Source organism: Variovorax sp. J22R115 (genome assembly GCF_030317005.1).
Classification (GTDB): Bacteria; Pseudomonadota; Gammaproteobacteria; order Burkholderiales; family Burkholderiaceae_C; genus Variovorax.
Window position 1 is genome coordinate 247,263 of the sequence record NZ_JASZYM010000006.1, and the last position, 14,527, is coordinate 261,789.

14 protein-coding genes and 1 pseudogene are annotated in these 14,527 nt (G+C 64.4%); 6 read left to right on the forward strand and 9 right to left on the reverse strand.

The window, feature by feature from the left end; genetic code table 11:
• The first annotated feature begins 33 nt into the window (after positions 1-33).
• Positions 34-489 carry a carboxymuconolactone decarboxylase family protein gene (locus QTI04_RS12865; protein ID WP_286616015.1) on the forward strand — a complete coding sequence of 152 codons (456 nt, stop codon included), beginning with the start codon at positions 34-36 and terminating at the stop codon, positions 487-489.
• An 88-nt stretch (positions 490-577) separates the two neighbouring features.
• On the forward strand, positions 578-898 hold the full coding sequence (locus tag QTI04_RS12870; protein ID WP_286616123.1) for a multidrug efflux SMR transporter: 321 nt from the start codon (positions 578-580) through the stop codon (positions 896-898).
• Positions 899-1,102: 204 nt separating this feature from the next.
• Here QTI04_RS12870 and QTI04_RS12875 read toward each other — a convergent pair whose 3' ends face one another.
• Complete coding sequence (locus QTI04_RS12875) at positions 1,103-2,047, reverse strand: LysR substrate-binding domain-containing protein (RefSeq protein WP_286602989.1); 945 nt, start codon at positions 2,045-2,047, stop codon at positions 1,103-1,105.
• 135 nt (positions 2,048-2,182) lie between these two features.
• Here QTI04_RS12875 and QTI04_RS12880 point away from each other — a divergent pair, with 135 nt between their 5' ends.
• Positions 2,183-3,187 carry a tripartite tricarboxylate transporter substrate binding protein gene (locus tag QTI04_RS12880; protein WP_286616016.1) on the forward strand — a complete coding sequence of 335 codons (1,005 nt, stop codon included), beginning with the start codon at positions 2,183-2,185 and terminating at the stop codon, positions 3,185-3,187.
• Between the two features lie 32 nt (positions 3,188-3,219).
• Positions 3,220-5,187: an Atu1372/SO_1960 family protein gene (locus QTI04_RS12885; protein WP_286616017.1), complete on the forward strand. Its 1,968-nt coding sequence runs from the start codon at positions 3,220-3,222 to the stop codon at positions 5,185-5,187.
• A gap of 432 nt (positions 5,188-5,619) precedes the next feature.
• Here QTI04_RS12885 and QTI04_RS12890 read toward each other — a convergent pair whose 3' ends face one another.
• The 3 genes from QTI04_RS12890 to QTI04_RS12900 form a co-directional block, all read right to left on the reverse strand.
• Positions 5,620-7,638, reverse strand: a complete 2,019-nt coding sequence (locus tag QTI04_RS12890) for a gamma-glutamyltransferase family protein (RefSeq protein ID WP_286616018.1) — start codon at positions 7,636-7,638, stop codon at positions 5,620-5,622.
• Positions 7,639-7,905: 267 nt separating this feature from the next.
• Positions 7,906-8,226 (reverse strand): hypothetical protein, encoded by a 321-nt coding sequence (locus QTI04_RS12895; protein ID WP_286616019.1) that lies wholly within the window; start codon positions 8,224-8,226, stop codon positions 7,906-7,908.
• Between the two features lie 265 nt (positions 8,227-8,491).
• On the reverse strand, positions 8,492-9,136 hold the full coding sequence (locus tag QTI04_RS12900; RefSeq protein ID WP_286616020.1) for an ATP-binding cassette domain-containing protein: 645 nt from the start codon (positions 9,134-9,136) through the stop codon (positions 8,492-8,494).
• Positions 9,137-9,404: 268 nt separating this feature from the next.
• Between QTI04_RS12900 and QTI04_RS12905 the strand changes: the two genes are divergently transcribed.
• Positions 9,405-10,025, forward strand: coding sequence for a hypothetical protein (locus QTI04_RS12905; protein WP_286616021.1), 621 nt, complete (start codon positions 9,405-9,407; stop codon positions 10,023-10,025).
• 382 nt (positions 10,026-10,407) lie between these two features.
• On the opposite strand, the pseudogene QTI04_RS34300 reads toward QTI04_RS12905, so the two are convergent.
• A pseudogene (locus QTI04_RS34300) lies at positions 10,408-11,497 on the reverse strand (alkene reductase).
• Between the two features lie 146 nt (positions 11,498-11,643).
• Here QTI04_RS34300 and QTI04_RS12925 point away from each other — a divergent pair.
• The gene (locus QTI04_RS12925) at positions 11,644-12,066 is read left to right on the forward strand and encodes a helix-turn-helix domain-containing protein (RefSeq protein WP_286616024.1); all 423 of its coding nucleotides are present in this window, start codon (positions 11,644-11,646) and stop codon (positions 12,064-12,066) included.
• Positions 12,067-12,202: 136 nt separating this feature from the next.
• Here the strand turns inward: QTI04_RS12925 and wrbA are convergent, their stop codons facing one another.
• From wrbA to QTI04_RS12945, 4 genes are all read right to left on the reverse strand, one after another.
• Complete coding sequence (gene wrbA, locus QTI04_RS12930) at positions 12,203-12,805, reverse strand: NAD(P)H:quinone oxidoreductase (protein WP_286602973.1); 603 nt, start codon at positions 12,803-12,805, stop codon at positions 12,203-12,205.
• 81 nt (positions 12,806-12,886) lie between these two features.
• Entirely contained in the window at positions 12,887-13,342 is a 456-nt protein-coding gene (locus QTI04_RS12935; protein WP_286616025.1) for a carboxymuconolactone decarboxylase family protein, read from the reverse strand.
• Complete coding sequence (locus QTI04_RS12940) at positions 13,342-13,779, reverse strand: cupin domain-containing protein (protein ID WP_286616026.1); 438 nt, start codon at positions 13,777-13,779, stop codon at positions 13,342-13,344. The genes QTI04_RS12935 and QTI04_RS12940 overlap by 1 nt, the downstream gene beginning before the upstream one ends.
• Before the next feature lie 37 nt (positions 13,780-13,816).
• A complete protein-coding gene (locus QTI04_RS12945) occupies positions 13,817-14,527 on the reverse strand; it encodes a nitroreductase (protein ID WP_286605115.1) in 711 nt (236 codons plus the stop codon).

A 14,527-nucleotide genomic window follows, 5' to 3' on the forward strand; every position in this document is an offset into this window, starting at 1 on the left:
CGTCCTCTCTTCACCAAACAAGCAAGGATGATCATGAGCAATCGCATCGACTACGCCGCGGCGTCCCCTGACGGCTACAAGGCCTTCGGCGGCGTCTATCTCACCGTCTTGAAAAGCGGCCTGCCCAAGGAACTTGTAGACATCGTCTACCTGCGAGTCTCCCAGATCAATGGCTGCGCCTTCTGCATCGACATGCACTCGCGCGATCTACTCAGGGGCGGCTTGAGTGTCGAAAAGCTCGTGTTGGTACCGGTCTGGCATGACGCTGGCCCGGTGTTCACTGCCCGCGAGCGTGCCGCCCTGGCATGGGCGGAAAGCGTCACAAGGGTCGCCGAAAGCGGAGTTCCCGATGCCGCCTATGAATCTGCGGCTTCCGCGTTCAACGACAAGGAACTTGCCGATCTCACCTACGCCATCGGGCTGATGAACGCCTTCAACCGCTTCGGCATTGCGTTCCGCTCGACCCCGGCTGCCGCTGCCAAGGCCTGAACCCGGCTGCCGCAAGCGCCGCAGATGGCGAGCCCGTCAAAGGGCGCTTGCGTTCATCCTAACGAACCAATGATTGGACCTGTCAGCCATGGCATGGATATTCCTGACTGTCGCCGGCTTCCTCGAAATCGCATTCGCCTTTGCGATGAAGTCGTCCGAAGGTTTTACACGCTTGATCCCCGCGCTGGGCACGGTGGCATTCGGCCTGACGAGTGTTGTCCTCCTTTCAATTGCCTTGCGCACGTTGCCCATGGGGACGGGCTATGCAGTCTGGACAGGCATTGGAGCGGCCGGCACGGCAATCCTGGGAATCCTGGTTTTGGGTGACTCCGCGGCGCCGCTGAGGATCCTTTGCATCGGGCTCATCCTGGCCGGCGTCGTCGGCTTGAAATTGATCTCCGGAGACTGAACACCTTGCCCTCTATCGTCACCGATGGCCGGCTCCCCATGCTGGGCAAGTCGCCCGTGTCTCCGTGGACGCTCTTCTGGATCTCCAGCATCGCCGTGTTCCTGGTCTAGGTGGCTTGAGCGGGTGCGTCCAAGGCAAGCACTCTCGTCTGGATGGTCGAAGCCGTCATCGGTGAATCTGAACCCGGAAAGGCTTCTTCGGGAGTCAGCTTTTCGATGAAGAGGCACCCGCCTCAGCTGGGTCGAACACCGTGAACGTCTGGCGGATCTGCGCGAGCAGATGACCGGCCGCGACCGAAAGCGGTCGACCTTCGCGCATCAGCAGGCGGACCTGCGCGGTCTTGCACAGCTTGTGCGACAGGTCGAGCGTCACGAGCTGGCCGGCCTCGATCTCGGGCGCCGAGGCCATGCCTGCGCCCACGAAGGACACGCCCTGGGTCGAGCGAACGAAGCGCTTGAGAGCCATCACGGAGTTGCTGCGGAAGGCCGCATGCAGCGTGACGTGCTCCGCGTACGCAAGTAGCTCCACAAGGCGACCGACGCCGTAGTCGGGAGGCATGAGCGCGAGGGGATAGTCCAGGACCTGCCGCAGCTGCAGCGGACCCTTGAGCTTCGTCAGCGGATGACCTGCACGGACCAGCAGCTTCGTCGGTGCGGCGGCACTGGCGACGACCCGCAGTTTCGGATCGGACGGCGGGTTGTACGCGATGCCGATGTGCGCCTCGTCCTCCATGACCTGGCCGACAAGTTCGCCGACAGGCATGGCATCGACCGTCACCGAGAGCTTGGGATGCGCTGCGCAGAAGGGCGCGACCACCTGGTCGAGCAGGCCGCCGATGAAGCCTTCGCTTGCCACGATCCGCACGCTGCCGGCGTCCATCGACTCGATGGCGCGCAGTCGCTCCCCCAGTTGTTCCTGGTGCGCCTGGCACGCCTTCCAGTAGTCGAGCACGTGCAGGGCTGCATCGGTCGCGACCACCCCGCGCGACTGGCGCTCGAACAGCACCAGGCCGAGTTCCTCCTCCAGCAGCGCCACCTGTCGCGTGATCACCGACGGCGCGGTGTTCAGCGCATCGGCGGCGCCGCGGATCGACCCGCTGACCAGCACCTCTCGGAAGTACTTCAGGCGTTTCTGATTGATTTCTCGCATGGCGCGCCCCCGTCCGTTGCCCAAGGAGCAACGAAGTGGTCACAAAATTGCTGTTGCTCGAACGAATGCTAGCTCAAACAATCCGCTTCACCCACCTATTCGCGACCACCCGTACCCTCAAGACAAGGAGCTTTCATGCGATACCTCAAGAAGTCCGCCGCCTGCCTGATGGCCACCATCGCAGTGCTTTCCATCGGCGCCCAGGCGCCGGCCCTCGCAGCGGAAGCGTTTCCTTCGAAGCCGCTGACCATGCTTGTGGCGTTCCCGCCCGGCGGTCCGGCCGACGTGCTGGCCCGCGCGATGCAACCCACGATGAGCCGACTGCTGGGTCAGCCCTTCATCATCGAGAACCTGCCGGGCGCGGGCGGCGCACTGGCGGCGCAGCGGTTGCTCAGCCGTCCGGCCGACGGCTACACGCTGATCATGGGCTCGCCCAACGAGGCGATCCTCGCGCCGCTGGCCAACGCGTCGGCTAAGTACAAGGCCGAGGAGTTTGCGCTCCTGGCGCCGATCTCCACGCATCCGCTGGTGGTGATGGCCCGCAACGACCTGCCGTTCAACTCGCTCGAGCAACTGATCGCAGACGGCAGGAAGCCCGGCAGCAAGAGCCTCACCTTCGGCAGCCCGGGCTACGGTTCGATGTACCACATCGTCTCCGAATACATGGCGCAGACCACGGGCGCCAAGCTGTTGCACGTGCCCTACAAGGGTGCCACGCCGATGCTGCAGGACCTGGTCGGCCAGCAGATCGACATCACGATCCTGCCGAATCTCGGCGCCTCGACCCAGCTGCTCGAAAGCCACAAGCTCAAGGCCATCAACGTGCTCGACACGCAGCGCATGCCCACGCTGCCCGACGCTGCCGCGATCTCCGAATCGGCGATCCCGCAGAAGGCAGAGCTCGTGCATTCGGTCTGGCTGGCCGTCATGACCAAGAGCGGCATTCCGGTCGACCGCCAGAAGGTGCTGCTGGAAGCGTCGCAGAAGGCGATCCAGTCGCCCGAGATGATCAAGGCACTCGAGCAGTCCGGCGTGCAGCCGATGAAGCCGCAACCACTTGAAGCCTCTGCGAAGTTCTACGCCGACGAGACGGCGAAGTTCCAGAAGATGGCGCGCTCGATCAAGCTGGCTGCCGAATGAGCCGCTGAAACCTGATGGAAGAAAGGTCCTACATGAACATCCTCGTCGCCGGTTTCCAGCACGAAACCAACACCTTTGCACCCACTGTTGCCAGCTACGAAAGCTTCGTGCGCGGCGAAGACTTCCCCGGCATGGTGCGCGGCGAACGGGTCTTCGAACTGCTCGACGTCAATGTTCCGATTAGCGGATTCATCCACCACGTGCGGGCGAACGGCCACAGTGTGACGCCCGTGATCTGGGCCGGCGCGGGGGCCTCCGCCCATGTCACGACCGATGCCTACGAGCGTATCGCGGGGGAGATCCTCGCGGCGGTGATGACCGCGTCCTACGATGCCATCTACCTGGACCTGCACGGGGCCATGGTCACGCAGCATCTCGACGACGGGGAAGGCGAACTGCTGGCCCGCATCCGCGCCGTCGTGGGACCCGCGGTGAAGATCGTGGCTTCGCTGGATTCGCACGCCAACGTCACGACCCGGATGCTCGCGCTGTCGGACGGCCTGGTGGCCTACCGGACCTATCCCCACATCGACATGGCCGACACCGGCCGCCGCGCGGGCGAGATCCTGCTGGCGCTGATGGGGGCTGACAAGCCTGCCTGCCGAGTCGTGCGGCGCGTGCCTTTCCTCATTCCGGTCAACAGCATGTCGACGATGCTGCAACCCGCACGCGGCGTCTACGACCTGTTGGAGGAACTCGAGGCCCAGGGCGTGCTCTCGCTGTCCTTCGCGCCCGGGTTTCCGGCGGCCGACTTTCCGGAATGTGGCCCCGTGGTCTGGGGCTACGGCTTTGACCAGGCGCGCATCGAGCAAGCGGTCGACGCGCTCTTCGCGGGCGTGTGCGTTCCCGAAGAGAAATGGGCGGTGCAATTCCAAGAGCCGGAGGCTGCGGTGCGGCGCGCCATGCGCATCGCGGAGACGGCGACCCGCCCGGTGATCCTTGCGGACACGCAGGACAATCCCGGCGTCGGTGGCGATTCGAACACCACGGGCGTGTTGCGGACGCTGCTGAAGTACGGCGTGAAGGACGCGGCGATCGGGCTCATCTGCGACCCGGTCACCGCGGCTGCCGCCCATGCAGCCGGCGTCGGCGCGACGATCGACATCGCGCTGGGCGGTTGCCCGCAGGTGCCGGGCGACGAGCCCCTTCGCGCCGCCTGCCGGGTCGAGGCACTCGCGGATGGCAAGTTCGTCTACGGCGGTCCGATGATGAACGGCAAGCAGGCCGACCTGGGCCCCATGGCCTGCCTGCGCATCGACGGCGTGCGCGTCGCGGTGAGTTCGAGCAAGGCGCAGATGCTCGACCGGAACATGTACCGCACCGTCGGCATCGCACCCGAGGACATGAAGATCCTCGTGAACAAGAGTTCGGTGCATTTTCGCGCCGACTTTGCGCCGATCGCCGAGGAGATTCTCGTCGTGCGTTCGCCCGGCCCCTTTGTCGCCGATCCGTCGCAACTGCCGTGGCGCCATTTGGGCCAGGGCATGCGCATGAAGCCGAACGGGCCGGCGTTTTCTGGCGATGCGGGTCGGGGCTCAGATGCATACCAACGCCTCGAGGCCTTGGGAATCGAATTACCCACGCCGAGCGCGCCGGCCGCGGCGTATCTTCCTTTTGTGCGCGCGGGGCAGATGCTCTATCTGTCCGGCCACCTTGCGCGGTTAAACGGCCAAGTCTTGGCTGGTCGGCTTGGTGACGGTTTGAGCACTGCGCAGGGCATTGAAGCCGCGCGTGCGACGGCCACCGAACTACTCTCGACCCTCCATGCCGCGACAGGCGATCTGAACAAGATCATGCGAATCGTGAAGCTCACGAGCTTCGTGGCGTCGGCCGGAGACTTCACCGAGCAGCACCTGGTCACGAACGGAGCTAGCCAGCTGTTCGCTGAAGTGTTCGGCGACAAGGGCGCTCACGCCCGTAGCGCAGTAGGCGTGGCGCAGCTTCCGCTGGGCGCCTGCGTGGAGATCGAACTGATCGCGCAACTCGTGGAAGCGGCCTAGGTCGGTGGGACGTTCACGTATCCGCTTTGGGCAGGAGCCGGCACTCCAGGCATTGGGAGCGTTCTTGCCAGAGTAGCCGACGGCTTCGCAGCGAGAGCCGACGTTCGACCCGGCACTCGAGCAAGACTGCATTGCCTTGCTCTTCAGACAACGAGGGCTGCATCGCCATAGACAGCCGAAGGTCGAGCAATTCGCCAAGCGCGCGGTGCCTGTCGGGCTTAAACGGATTGCCTTCCCGCAACCAAGCTTGGTCACCGACCTCGATCGAGTCGGCCAAATCTTCCCGACGAGCGTCACTGGCCGCTCCGGTCAGTGGCTACCCGGCCGACATTGGCCACTCCGTCGAGTGACCGCTTGCCTGTTTGCGGTAAGCGAACTCGATTTCGGCAGAGTCCCCACGGCCCTCCGATTGACCACCCCCGGCAGACCAGTCTAAGGCGTGAACGTGTCCCCCAGGACCAAGCCTTCACGACGTGGGTCGGCGCCGCCCTGCAAAGTGCCTTTCTTATCCTGGAGCCGGATGATCGTGGCGACGCCGCTGGACTGCGCACCGACGTTCACGGTATGCCCCATCGCGCGAAGTTCCGTCACCAATGGATCGTTGGCGCCGTTGTTGGTGGCATCGATTTTCGGATGCTCGCCGCCGATGGAGGTGGTCGGGCTGTTGGAGGCGCCGAAGTTCACCATCGCGCTCGCCTGCTGCGCATCGAAGTTCCAGTCCAGCGCGCTTACCAAGGTCTTTGTCACGTACTGGATGATCGCGGAGCCGCCGGGCGAGCCTGTGGCCATCACGAAATCGCCGCGGGAGCCGTCCGCCGCCTTGCGGAACACGAGCGTGGGCGCCATCGAGCTGCGCGGGCGCTTGCCTGATTGAACACGGTTGGCAATCGGCAGTCCGCTGGCGTCGGTCGGCGCGGCGGAAAAGTCGGTCAGCTGGTTGTTGAGCATGAAGCCGCGCGCCATGTGATACGAGCCGAAGCCCGACTCGACCGTGGTGGTCATCGACACGACGTTGCCGTCCCGGTCCACGATCGTCATGTGCGTGGTGCCGTTCTCGGGCGAGGGCGGCATGATGCCGGCCGGGATCGGGCCGAGGTTGCCCGGCTGCGCCGTGTGCATGCTGGTGGCAAGGTTGATGAGGCCGGCGCGGCCGCGCAGATAGTCCCTGTCGACCATGGTGGGCACGCCATTGCCAGGCAGCGGCTGGTAGTCGGTGTCGGCGACGTACTTGTCGCGGTCCGCATAGGTTAGGCGCTGGGCTTCGGAGACGAGGTGCACGGCCATCGTCTGCGGCCGACCACCGTCGTTGTCCACGTTGGTGGGCCGGTATTGGCTCAGGTCGAAGTTCTCCAGGATGCCCAGCGATTGTGCTACCGCGATGCCACCAGAAGACGGCGGCCCCATGCCACAGACCCAATACGAACGGTAGGTGGTGCAGACCGCATCGCGCTTCTTGGCCCGGTAGTTCGCCAGGTCGGCCAGCGTGGTCTTGCCCGGCGTGATCGGCGTGCTGCCGTCGGCGCTCGTGGCGATGTTGATCTTGGCCACGATGTCCTGGGCGATCGGGCCGGTGTAGAGCGCGTCTGCGCCACCCTGCGCGAGCGCCCTCAGCGTCTGCGCATAGGCGGGAATCGTCAGCACCGTCCCCAGTGCCTTGGCGGAGCCGTCCGGATTCAGGTAGGTCGCTGCCGCTTCGGCGTCTCTAATCAGGTTGGTTCGCGCCCCAGCGATGGCATCTGCCATCCGCCCCGGGATCTTGAAGCCGTTGTCCGCGAGGTCGATGCCGGCATCGAACAGGTTCTTCCAGGGCTTACGTCCGTGCTCCTGGTGCACCAGCTCGAGCATGCGGACCGCGCCTGGGGTGCCGATGGACCGGCCGCTCGCGCGGGCGCTCGGGCGTGGCGTGGTGCGGTCGGCCACGTCATCGATCCAGCGGAGGTGGTTCTCGGTAGCAGCAGCCGGTGCCGTTTCGCGCCCGTCGTAGGTCTGCACCACCTGGGTCCGGGCGTCATAGTGCAGCAAGAAGGCACCGCCCCCGAGGCCACTGGACTGCGGCTCGACCAGACCGAGCACCGCCTGCACCGCGACTGCGGCATCGGCCGCGGTGCCGCCGGACTTGAGCACGTCGCAGCCGGCCTTGCTGGCGAGTGGGTTGGCCGCCACCACCATGAAGCTCTTGGCAGAAACAGCCTGCATGCCGGTGCGGTAGCCCGACGCGAGTTCCGGGGCCGCCGGGTCACCAGGAAGGCCTGAGCCGACGACGACGGAACCGCTCGCAGTGATCGCGGTGCATGAAGGATCCGACTGCGACGCCGCTGTCGCGGGCTTCGTGCTCTGGGCGACTGCGGCAGGGAAACCCCCTGCGCTGTCACCACCTCCGCCGCAGCCGCCCAGGAGCAGCAGCAATAGAAGAGAGCCAGTGAGGACACGGTTATGCAGGGGGAAGTGCATGCTTATCCTTCGAAGTACCGGCAGATGCCGAAGCCAGCGGTTTAGCATCGGAAGGCACGCGGTACGCATGGTGCTTTCCCCCTACAGATCGGGGTCTGCATGGGACATGCGAATCAGGCCTAGCTCGAAAGCCTGAGTCGAAGACTCAACCGTTGTGCAGCGGGAGCCGACAGTCAGCGAAGCACTATCGACCGCTGCTCCGTGCCCGGTGCGGAAGTTGCGCGCTCGCGAAATCGGTCTTTCTAGCCCAAGTGCCGCGGGCAACCATCAACCGAAATTGGCTGGAGCTCTCAACGCCGCCCGCCTCTGCGCCGCGGGTTGGTCGGACGCAGCGAGCACTCCGACGAATGTTGAGGCCTTGTCGACGATCACTCGCACAACCTCCTCGGTCTCTTCGAAGGTGCCTGCCACGGACACCTGCAGCCTCATGAACTGTTGCGCAGCGTAAGCGTAGTCGACGTGGAGTACGTCAACGCCGCGGGCGACATAGAGGCCGAGGATGCGGCAAAGCAAGCCAGCATCGCGCTCAACTAGATAAACCTGCTCGAGGGTGGGCGCAGTTCGGGGGGTGAGGTTGGGAGAATTCATGACTTCGATCCTGGTCGTCGGCGATGGCTAGCCCTGCTGAGGCTAGCGATGAGGACGCGCGTGGATCGAAGAGGGGAGAAGAAGTTGCCCGAAGCGTCGACCCGGCTGACCGGGACGACGCGCACGTGCCCGGTCAGCGGGGAATTCGAATAATCACCGGAGTCGACGTGCGAAGTGGCATGTGTCGAAGTCTAGCAGTGGCCGACCCTTGCGCACCTCGAGGTCCGGTTTTGGCCCGCATTCAGTCGCGAGTGCAGACCTAAGGTCATGATGCATGTAGCGGAAGTTCAATCAAAGCTGAAAGCGGAACTGCGTCCAACCGGGCTGCGCTTGCCACCACGATGGCACGGTTGGAAGACCCAGCCACGTCGGCAAGCGCACGCCACAGGAAGCGGATAGACGCGTTGTCAAGCCCGGCTGTGGGCTCATCAAGCAAGGTCAATGCGCGTCCCGAAGCGAGCGCAGCCGCGAGCCAAACCTTGCGCTTCGAACCGGTCGAGAGCATGTACATCGGCTTGGCAAGATGCGGGGCCAAAGAAAATCCCGCAACACAGCTTCCCCACCGGGCTTCATCGAAGCCGGCATCGCTGGCCCGGAGCATTGAAGTGCAGTCAGTCGCGGTGACCTCGTCGAACTCGTCAGTCGCCGGGTCCACGAAGAACACGCTTCGCTGATAGGACTTGAGGTCTCGGCTGCTGCCAGCGCGTGCAAGGGTCAGCTCGCCCTTTGCAGCCAGCCTGCCCGCCAGCAATCGGAGAATCGTCGATTTTCCGCTGCCGTCGTCGCCGTACAGTTGGGTGAGTCCGGCCCCGATGGACGCGCTCCATCCGGATAGGAGCGGCGGGTGACCTGGATAGGCGAAGCACAAGTCTTTGACGACAAGAATGGGCTCGGATGCCGCTGAGTTCATGCCCTAACCCTACCGCATCCCCGCACGAACACAGAGCTGAGCACTGTCCACGCAGTGCATCAGAGGCGGCCAGGGCATTGCCAGGCAGGCTGGAGCTGCTCTGTCCCAGCCTAAGGCGCCGGAAGCCGGGCACTCCCGAACATCGGGCGAGGCTGGTCGACTAGCATGTCGGCATGAACCCATTGCAGTTCGAACTCGATCGCCTGTACGGACTGGTGCGAGCGCCGCGCACGGCGCTGCCCCAGCGGCCGCCCAGGGCGTTCGAGCCTTGGTGCTGGAGCTGAGGCCCCCCGCGGGATGGGCCCAGCTTTCCTCGGTCTGGACGGGCGTCCAATCGGACCTCGGCTTTCCTCCCCCGGCCATCGCGGTCTCGGGAGTCGACGCACTGCAGCTGTGGTTCTCCCTTGCATCGCCGACTTCGCCGAGTGCTGGCGAGCTTTTCCTGCAGGGCCTGCGTGCGCGGTATCTGCCGCACGTAGGATCGACCCACGTACGTCTGATCGCCGACGCGGCGCAACTCCCGTCCGCGCCGCCCTTAGAGACCAGCCCGGATCGCTGGTCGGCATTCGTCGCCCCCGACTTGGCTTCAGTGTTTGCCGATACACCGTGGCTGGACCTTCCTCCCAACGGCGAAGGCCAGGCAACGCTTCTGCGCGCGCTCGAGCCCATCCGGCAAGTTGCCTTCGAAGCAACGTTAAGCCAGCTTAGCGTCATAGAGGAAGTGCCAGCTGACTTGAAGCTGTCCGGCTTGCCGAAAGTGGCCACCTCCGAACAAGGGGGCGCCGACGCAGAGCGCTTCCTAAGAGGCGTCATGAACGACGAATCGGTGCCTATGGCTTTGCGGATAGAAGCCGCAAAGGGCTTGCTTGGCCATGCCAAGCGATCGTAGGCAGATCGCCGGAACCATCAGACGGAGATCCTTGGATAAAGCTGCGGTCTCGCCTTCGGCTCGGTCGGCTCGCTGCTTCGCAGCAGCGATAGCAGTCGTCCAATCCCGCGTATGCGGATGACCGCAAGGTATCGCTCTGCAGCCATTGCCAGCGCCCTGCCCCGTTGTCGGTGCCTCGCGTCGAGTAGGTTCCCTTGCAGAGGTAGAGAGCGGCGCTCCGCGTCCCTACATGTTGGCCATTGCCATCGTGCCAAGTCTCCATCGCGCAAACGCATTGGAACTCCTTGTCCCAGCGCGCTTGCTCCTGCGACGGCCGATGCAGCTGAAATGCACGCCGCCAGCTCCGATCCCTGCCTCTGACTCAGTCCGGCACGCGAACGCTTCAGAGAACTGCAGCCTGAGACCCGCCGAAGCTTGAAAAGTCCGTGAATCCAAGCGGTCCTCGGCGGGTGTAGTAGGTCGACCGGTCCGCTTCGACCAGCGGCCATCCGTGCCTGAGCCGCTCTGCCAGGTCCGGGTTCCCGATGTAGGGCCTGCCGAACGCGATCAGATCCACCAGCCCGGTCTCTAGTGCTGCCTCGGCACCCTCACGGCTCTTGAAGCCTCCGCACCAGATGATCGCTCCCGGGAAAGTGGCGCGAACCTTCGCCAGCAAGCCATGATCGATGTAGCGCGCCTTGAATTCGGCGGTCTCCATGTTGCCCGTCGGCATGAGTTCGTAGATCAGGTGCAGATAAGCGACGCCTCGGCGCCCCAGTTCCTCGGCGAGGTACAGCAAGGTGCCCTCGACGTCCGGATCCGCCGGCATCGAGTTGAAAAGGCCGAATGGAGACAGCCGGACACCAACGCGCCCGGGCCCAGTTCGTGCACCGCCGCGTCCACCACTTCCATCAGGAAGCGGGTGCGATCCTGGAGGCTGCCGCCGCCGTAGCGGTCCTTGCGCGTGTTGAGCACCGGGTTCATGAACTGCTCGAACAGGTAGCCATTGGCAGCGTGCAGCTCCACGCCATCGAAGCCGGTCTCTCTCGCATCGACGAATACCTGGGCGAACGTCCGAACCAGGGCGGACACCTCATTCGTCGCGAGCCGTCTCGGAGTTCCTGCGCGGATGTAGCCCAGTTTGCCGTTCGCATCATGGGCGAACACGTCAGAATGCTCGGCCCTCTGTTCCGTCACGCCCCAGGGCATCTCGCCGTTGGGCATGATCGAGGGATGCGCCATCCTGCCGACGTGCCATAGCTGCATGAAAACCGCGCCCCCTTTCGGTGGATCTCGTCAGTCACGAGGCGCCAGTTTCTTCGTTGGGCCTCCGAATAGATGCCAGGCGTCCACGCATATCCCTTGCTGGACGGCGCGACATCAACCGCCTCAGTCACGATCAGGCCCGCACTCGCACGCTGCCCGTAGTACGTAGCCATGAGCGCACTGGGGACGTCGCCCTCGGATGTGCGCGTGCGGGTCATGGGCGCCATCACAATCCGATTGTTCAGTGACACAGTGCCGCCGAGCGACAGGGGTTCAAACAGGTCTGCCACAGTCTTCCTTCAGTTGATTCCGAGACTGAAGGTTATTTGTCGCAAGGCGCCGTATCTACACACACATTGGTCAGTGGTTGAACATGAAGCTCATCAAACGACTTCCAGGCTTGCCGGTTGAACGGGCGCTGGGAATGATTTCCGGGCGGTGGAAGGCCGTTCTCCTGCTTGCCCTGGGAGAGGGTCCCCAACGCACCTGCGAACTGGACAATCGGATTGCCGGCCTGTCGCAGAAGGTGCTGATCGATCAACTGCGCGCGCTTGAGGAACACGGACTGGTGAGCAAGCAGCCTGTCGCGTCGGACTTGCAGGGGGTCGAGTACCGGTTAACCCCGCTGGGCGAGAGCCTGTTGCCCATCCTCCACTCGCTGATGGATTGGGGCGCCCATCACGCCAGCGAAGTCGACGAAGCCCAAAGGCTGCTGCCGTGCGAGCTTGTCGTGCAAGGTCGTGCTGCATTCGTGACCGGCAGTGGACGCGCTCGCGCGCGTGAGCAAGGACGGTAGCGCGACTCCGGCAGGAGCGCTCGGGAACGCTGGGCGACTGCCCGGCCTGTCACAGGGCTGCTCGCACGAGCGGGAGTTCCGGATGTAGAAATGGCACGCCCACGGCGCGCGCCCTGCCCTATCGCACCGGGCTCTTCTAGCCGAAGAGCTTGGACGCAATGGACGCGACGTGCCTGCCTTGGAACTCGGCCATGCCCAGCTCCTGCTCACTGGGCATGCGCTCGCCTTTACCGCCGGCGATGGTGGCGGCGCCATACGGGCTGCCGCCCTTGATCTCGTCGATTCCCATCTGACGGGCTTCGGCGTAGGGCAGTCCGACCACGACCATCCCGTGATGCAACAGCGTCGGCAGGAACGTGAGGATGGTGCTCTCCTGGCCGCCGTGCTGGGTGGCGGTGGAGGTGAACACCGATCCAACCTTTCCGACCAGTTCGCCCTTCATCCACAGCGGCCCGGTCTGGTCGATGAAGGCGCGCATCTGTGCGCTGACATTGCCGAACCGCGTGGGCGAACCGAAGACGATCGCATCGTAGTTCGCGAGTTCCTCCGGCTTCGCAAGCTGCGCCGGTTGGTCGACCTTGCCGCCAGCCCCAAGGAACACGTCGGGGGGCACAGTCTCAGGAACCCTCTTCAGGTCCACGACGCTGCCCGGCACGCTGCGTGCCCCGCGCGCCACGGCTCCTGCCATGGCCTCGATGTGTCCGTAGAAGCTGTGATAGAGAACGAGAACTCTTGCCATTGAATGAGCTTGCCTGGAGTGGTTGAGAAAGAAGAGTGACGTGCATTCGCCGATACGGCGAAGCACTTGCCGCGATCCGCCCTACTTCTGCAGGGCAGCCTGAGGGATGTTCCGGAAACTGATGGCCATGCGGTTGTAGGTGTTCATCAGTCCGATTGCGATCGTGAGGTCCACCAGTTCGCGCTCCTCGAAGACGTGCCGCGCTGCTTCGTAGTGCGCGTCCGGAACGCCGGTCTCGGCCACACGCGTCACCGACTCGGCCCAGGCCAGAGCGGCGCGCTCGCGCGGATCGAAGAGTTCGCCCGCCTCCCGCCAGGCCTGCACAAGCGCGAGCTTCTCGATGGCCTGCCCCTTCTTCAGAAGATCTCGCGTGTGCATGTCCAGACAGAAAGCACAGTTGTTGATCTGCGAGACGCGCAAGTACACGAGATCGACAAGCACGGGTGAAAGCGCACTCTGCGCCACGTAGCCATAGACAGTGCCGAGCGCCTTCAGGCCGGCGGGAGCGAGTGCGTTGTAGTTGAGGCGACTGCTCATTACTTCTTCTCCAGAGGTGCAGATACGGGCATGGTGAGCGGCATGTCGCCTGTGTCCACGACGAACACCGCCAGCAATTTCGCGGGCTGGGTCCGGCTCGCGTTGCGACTCACGCGATGCGTCGCACCGGGAGATTCATAGAAGCTGTCGCCTGCCCGCAGAATCCTCTTGGGCCCGTCGTCCACTAGCGATTCGATGGCGCCCGACACGACATAGGCGTAGATGAAGGCAGACTTCGAATGCGTATGGGACGGCGAGGCGGCCCCCGGCGCATAGTCGACGACGAGCGCAATCAGCGACTTGCCAGGAATGTTCGGGATGGCTTGCTCCAGCTTGGGGGTCACCTTCTCGGTCGCTTCATGCGCCGAGGCTGGCGCGGGCGCAAGGACGCCCATCGCGGCGGCGGCGACGGCCGCTGAAAGCAGCGCGATGTTCATAGGGGTTCTCTCGATTGGTCGCGCATCGCGCGCAAGGTCACTGCGAGAAGCCAACCAGCCGCGCGAAGGCGCGCACACGCTCGCGCGGCATCGGTGCCTGGTTGACCTTCGCGTCTGGATCGCCGTATCCCATCGACATCCCGAAGGCCGTCACTTCCTCGGGGGCCATCTCCAGGTGGGACGCGATCACCTCATGGAAGGGCGCAAAGGACACTTGCGGGCAGGTGTCGATGCCCCGCGCCTTTGCCGCGATCATCACGTTCTGCGCGAACAGACCCAGGTCGATCCAGCTGTGCGGCTTCAGGCGACGGTCGATACTAAAGAGAAGGCCAACGGGCGCCCCGAAGAACGAGAGGTTGCGTTCGGACTGGCGTGCACGCGCAGGCGCGTCGTTCCGATCGATGCCGAGCGACGAGTAGTAGCGCGCGCCGAAGTCCTGCAGGCGGGCGCGGAACATGTCGGGCAACGGATCGGGAAAGTGTGCGGGCGCAGGCACGGCGCCTGCGCGGGAGGCCGCCAGCATTGCATCGGCCAGTTCGTCCTTGACGCTGCCACTGACCACGTAGACGCGCCAGGGCTGGATGTTGGCGCCGCTCGGTGCGGTCGCGGCGTCGTCAAGGATGTCCTCGACCAGCTGGCGATCGAGCAGCAACGGCTTGAAGGCCCGGGTCGCGCGACGGGAGCGCACGACGCTCGAAACGCATTGCGCGACGGCCTCCTGCGCCAGATGACATACGGAATTGTCCAT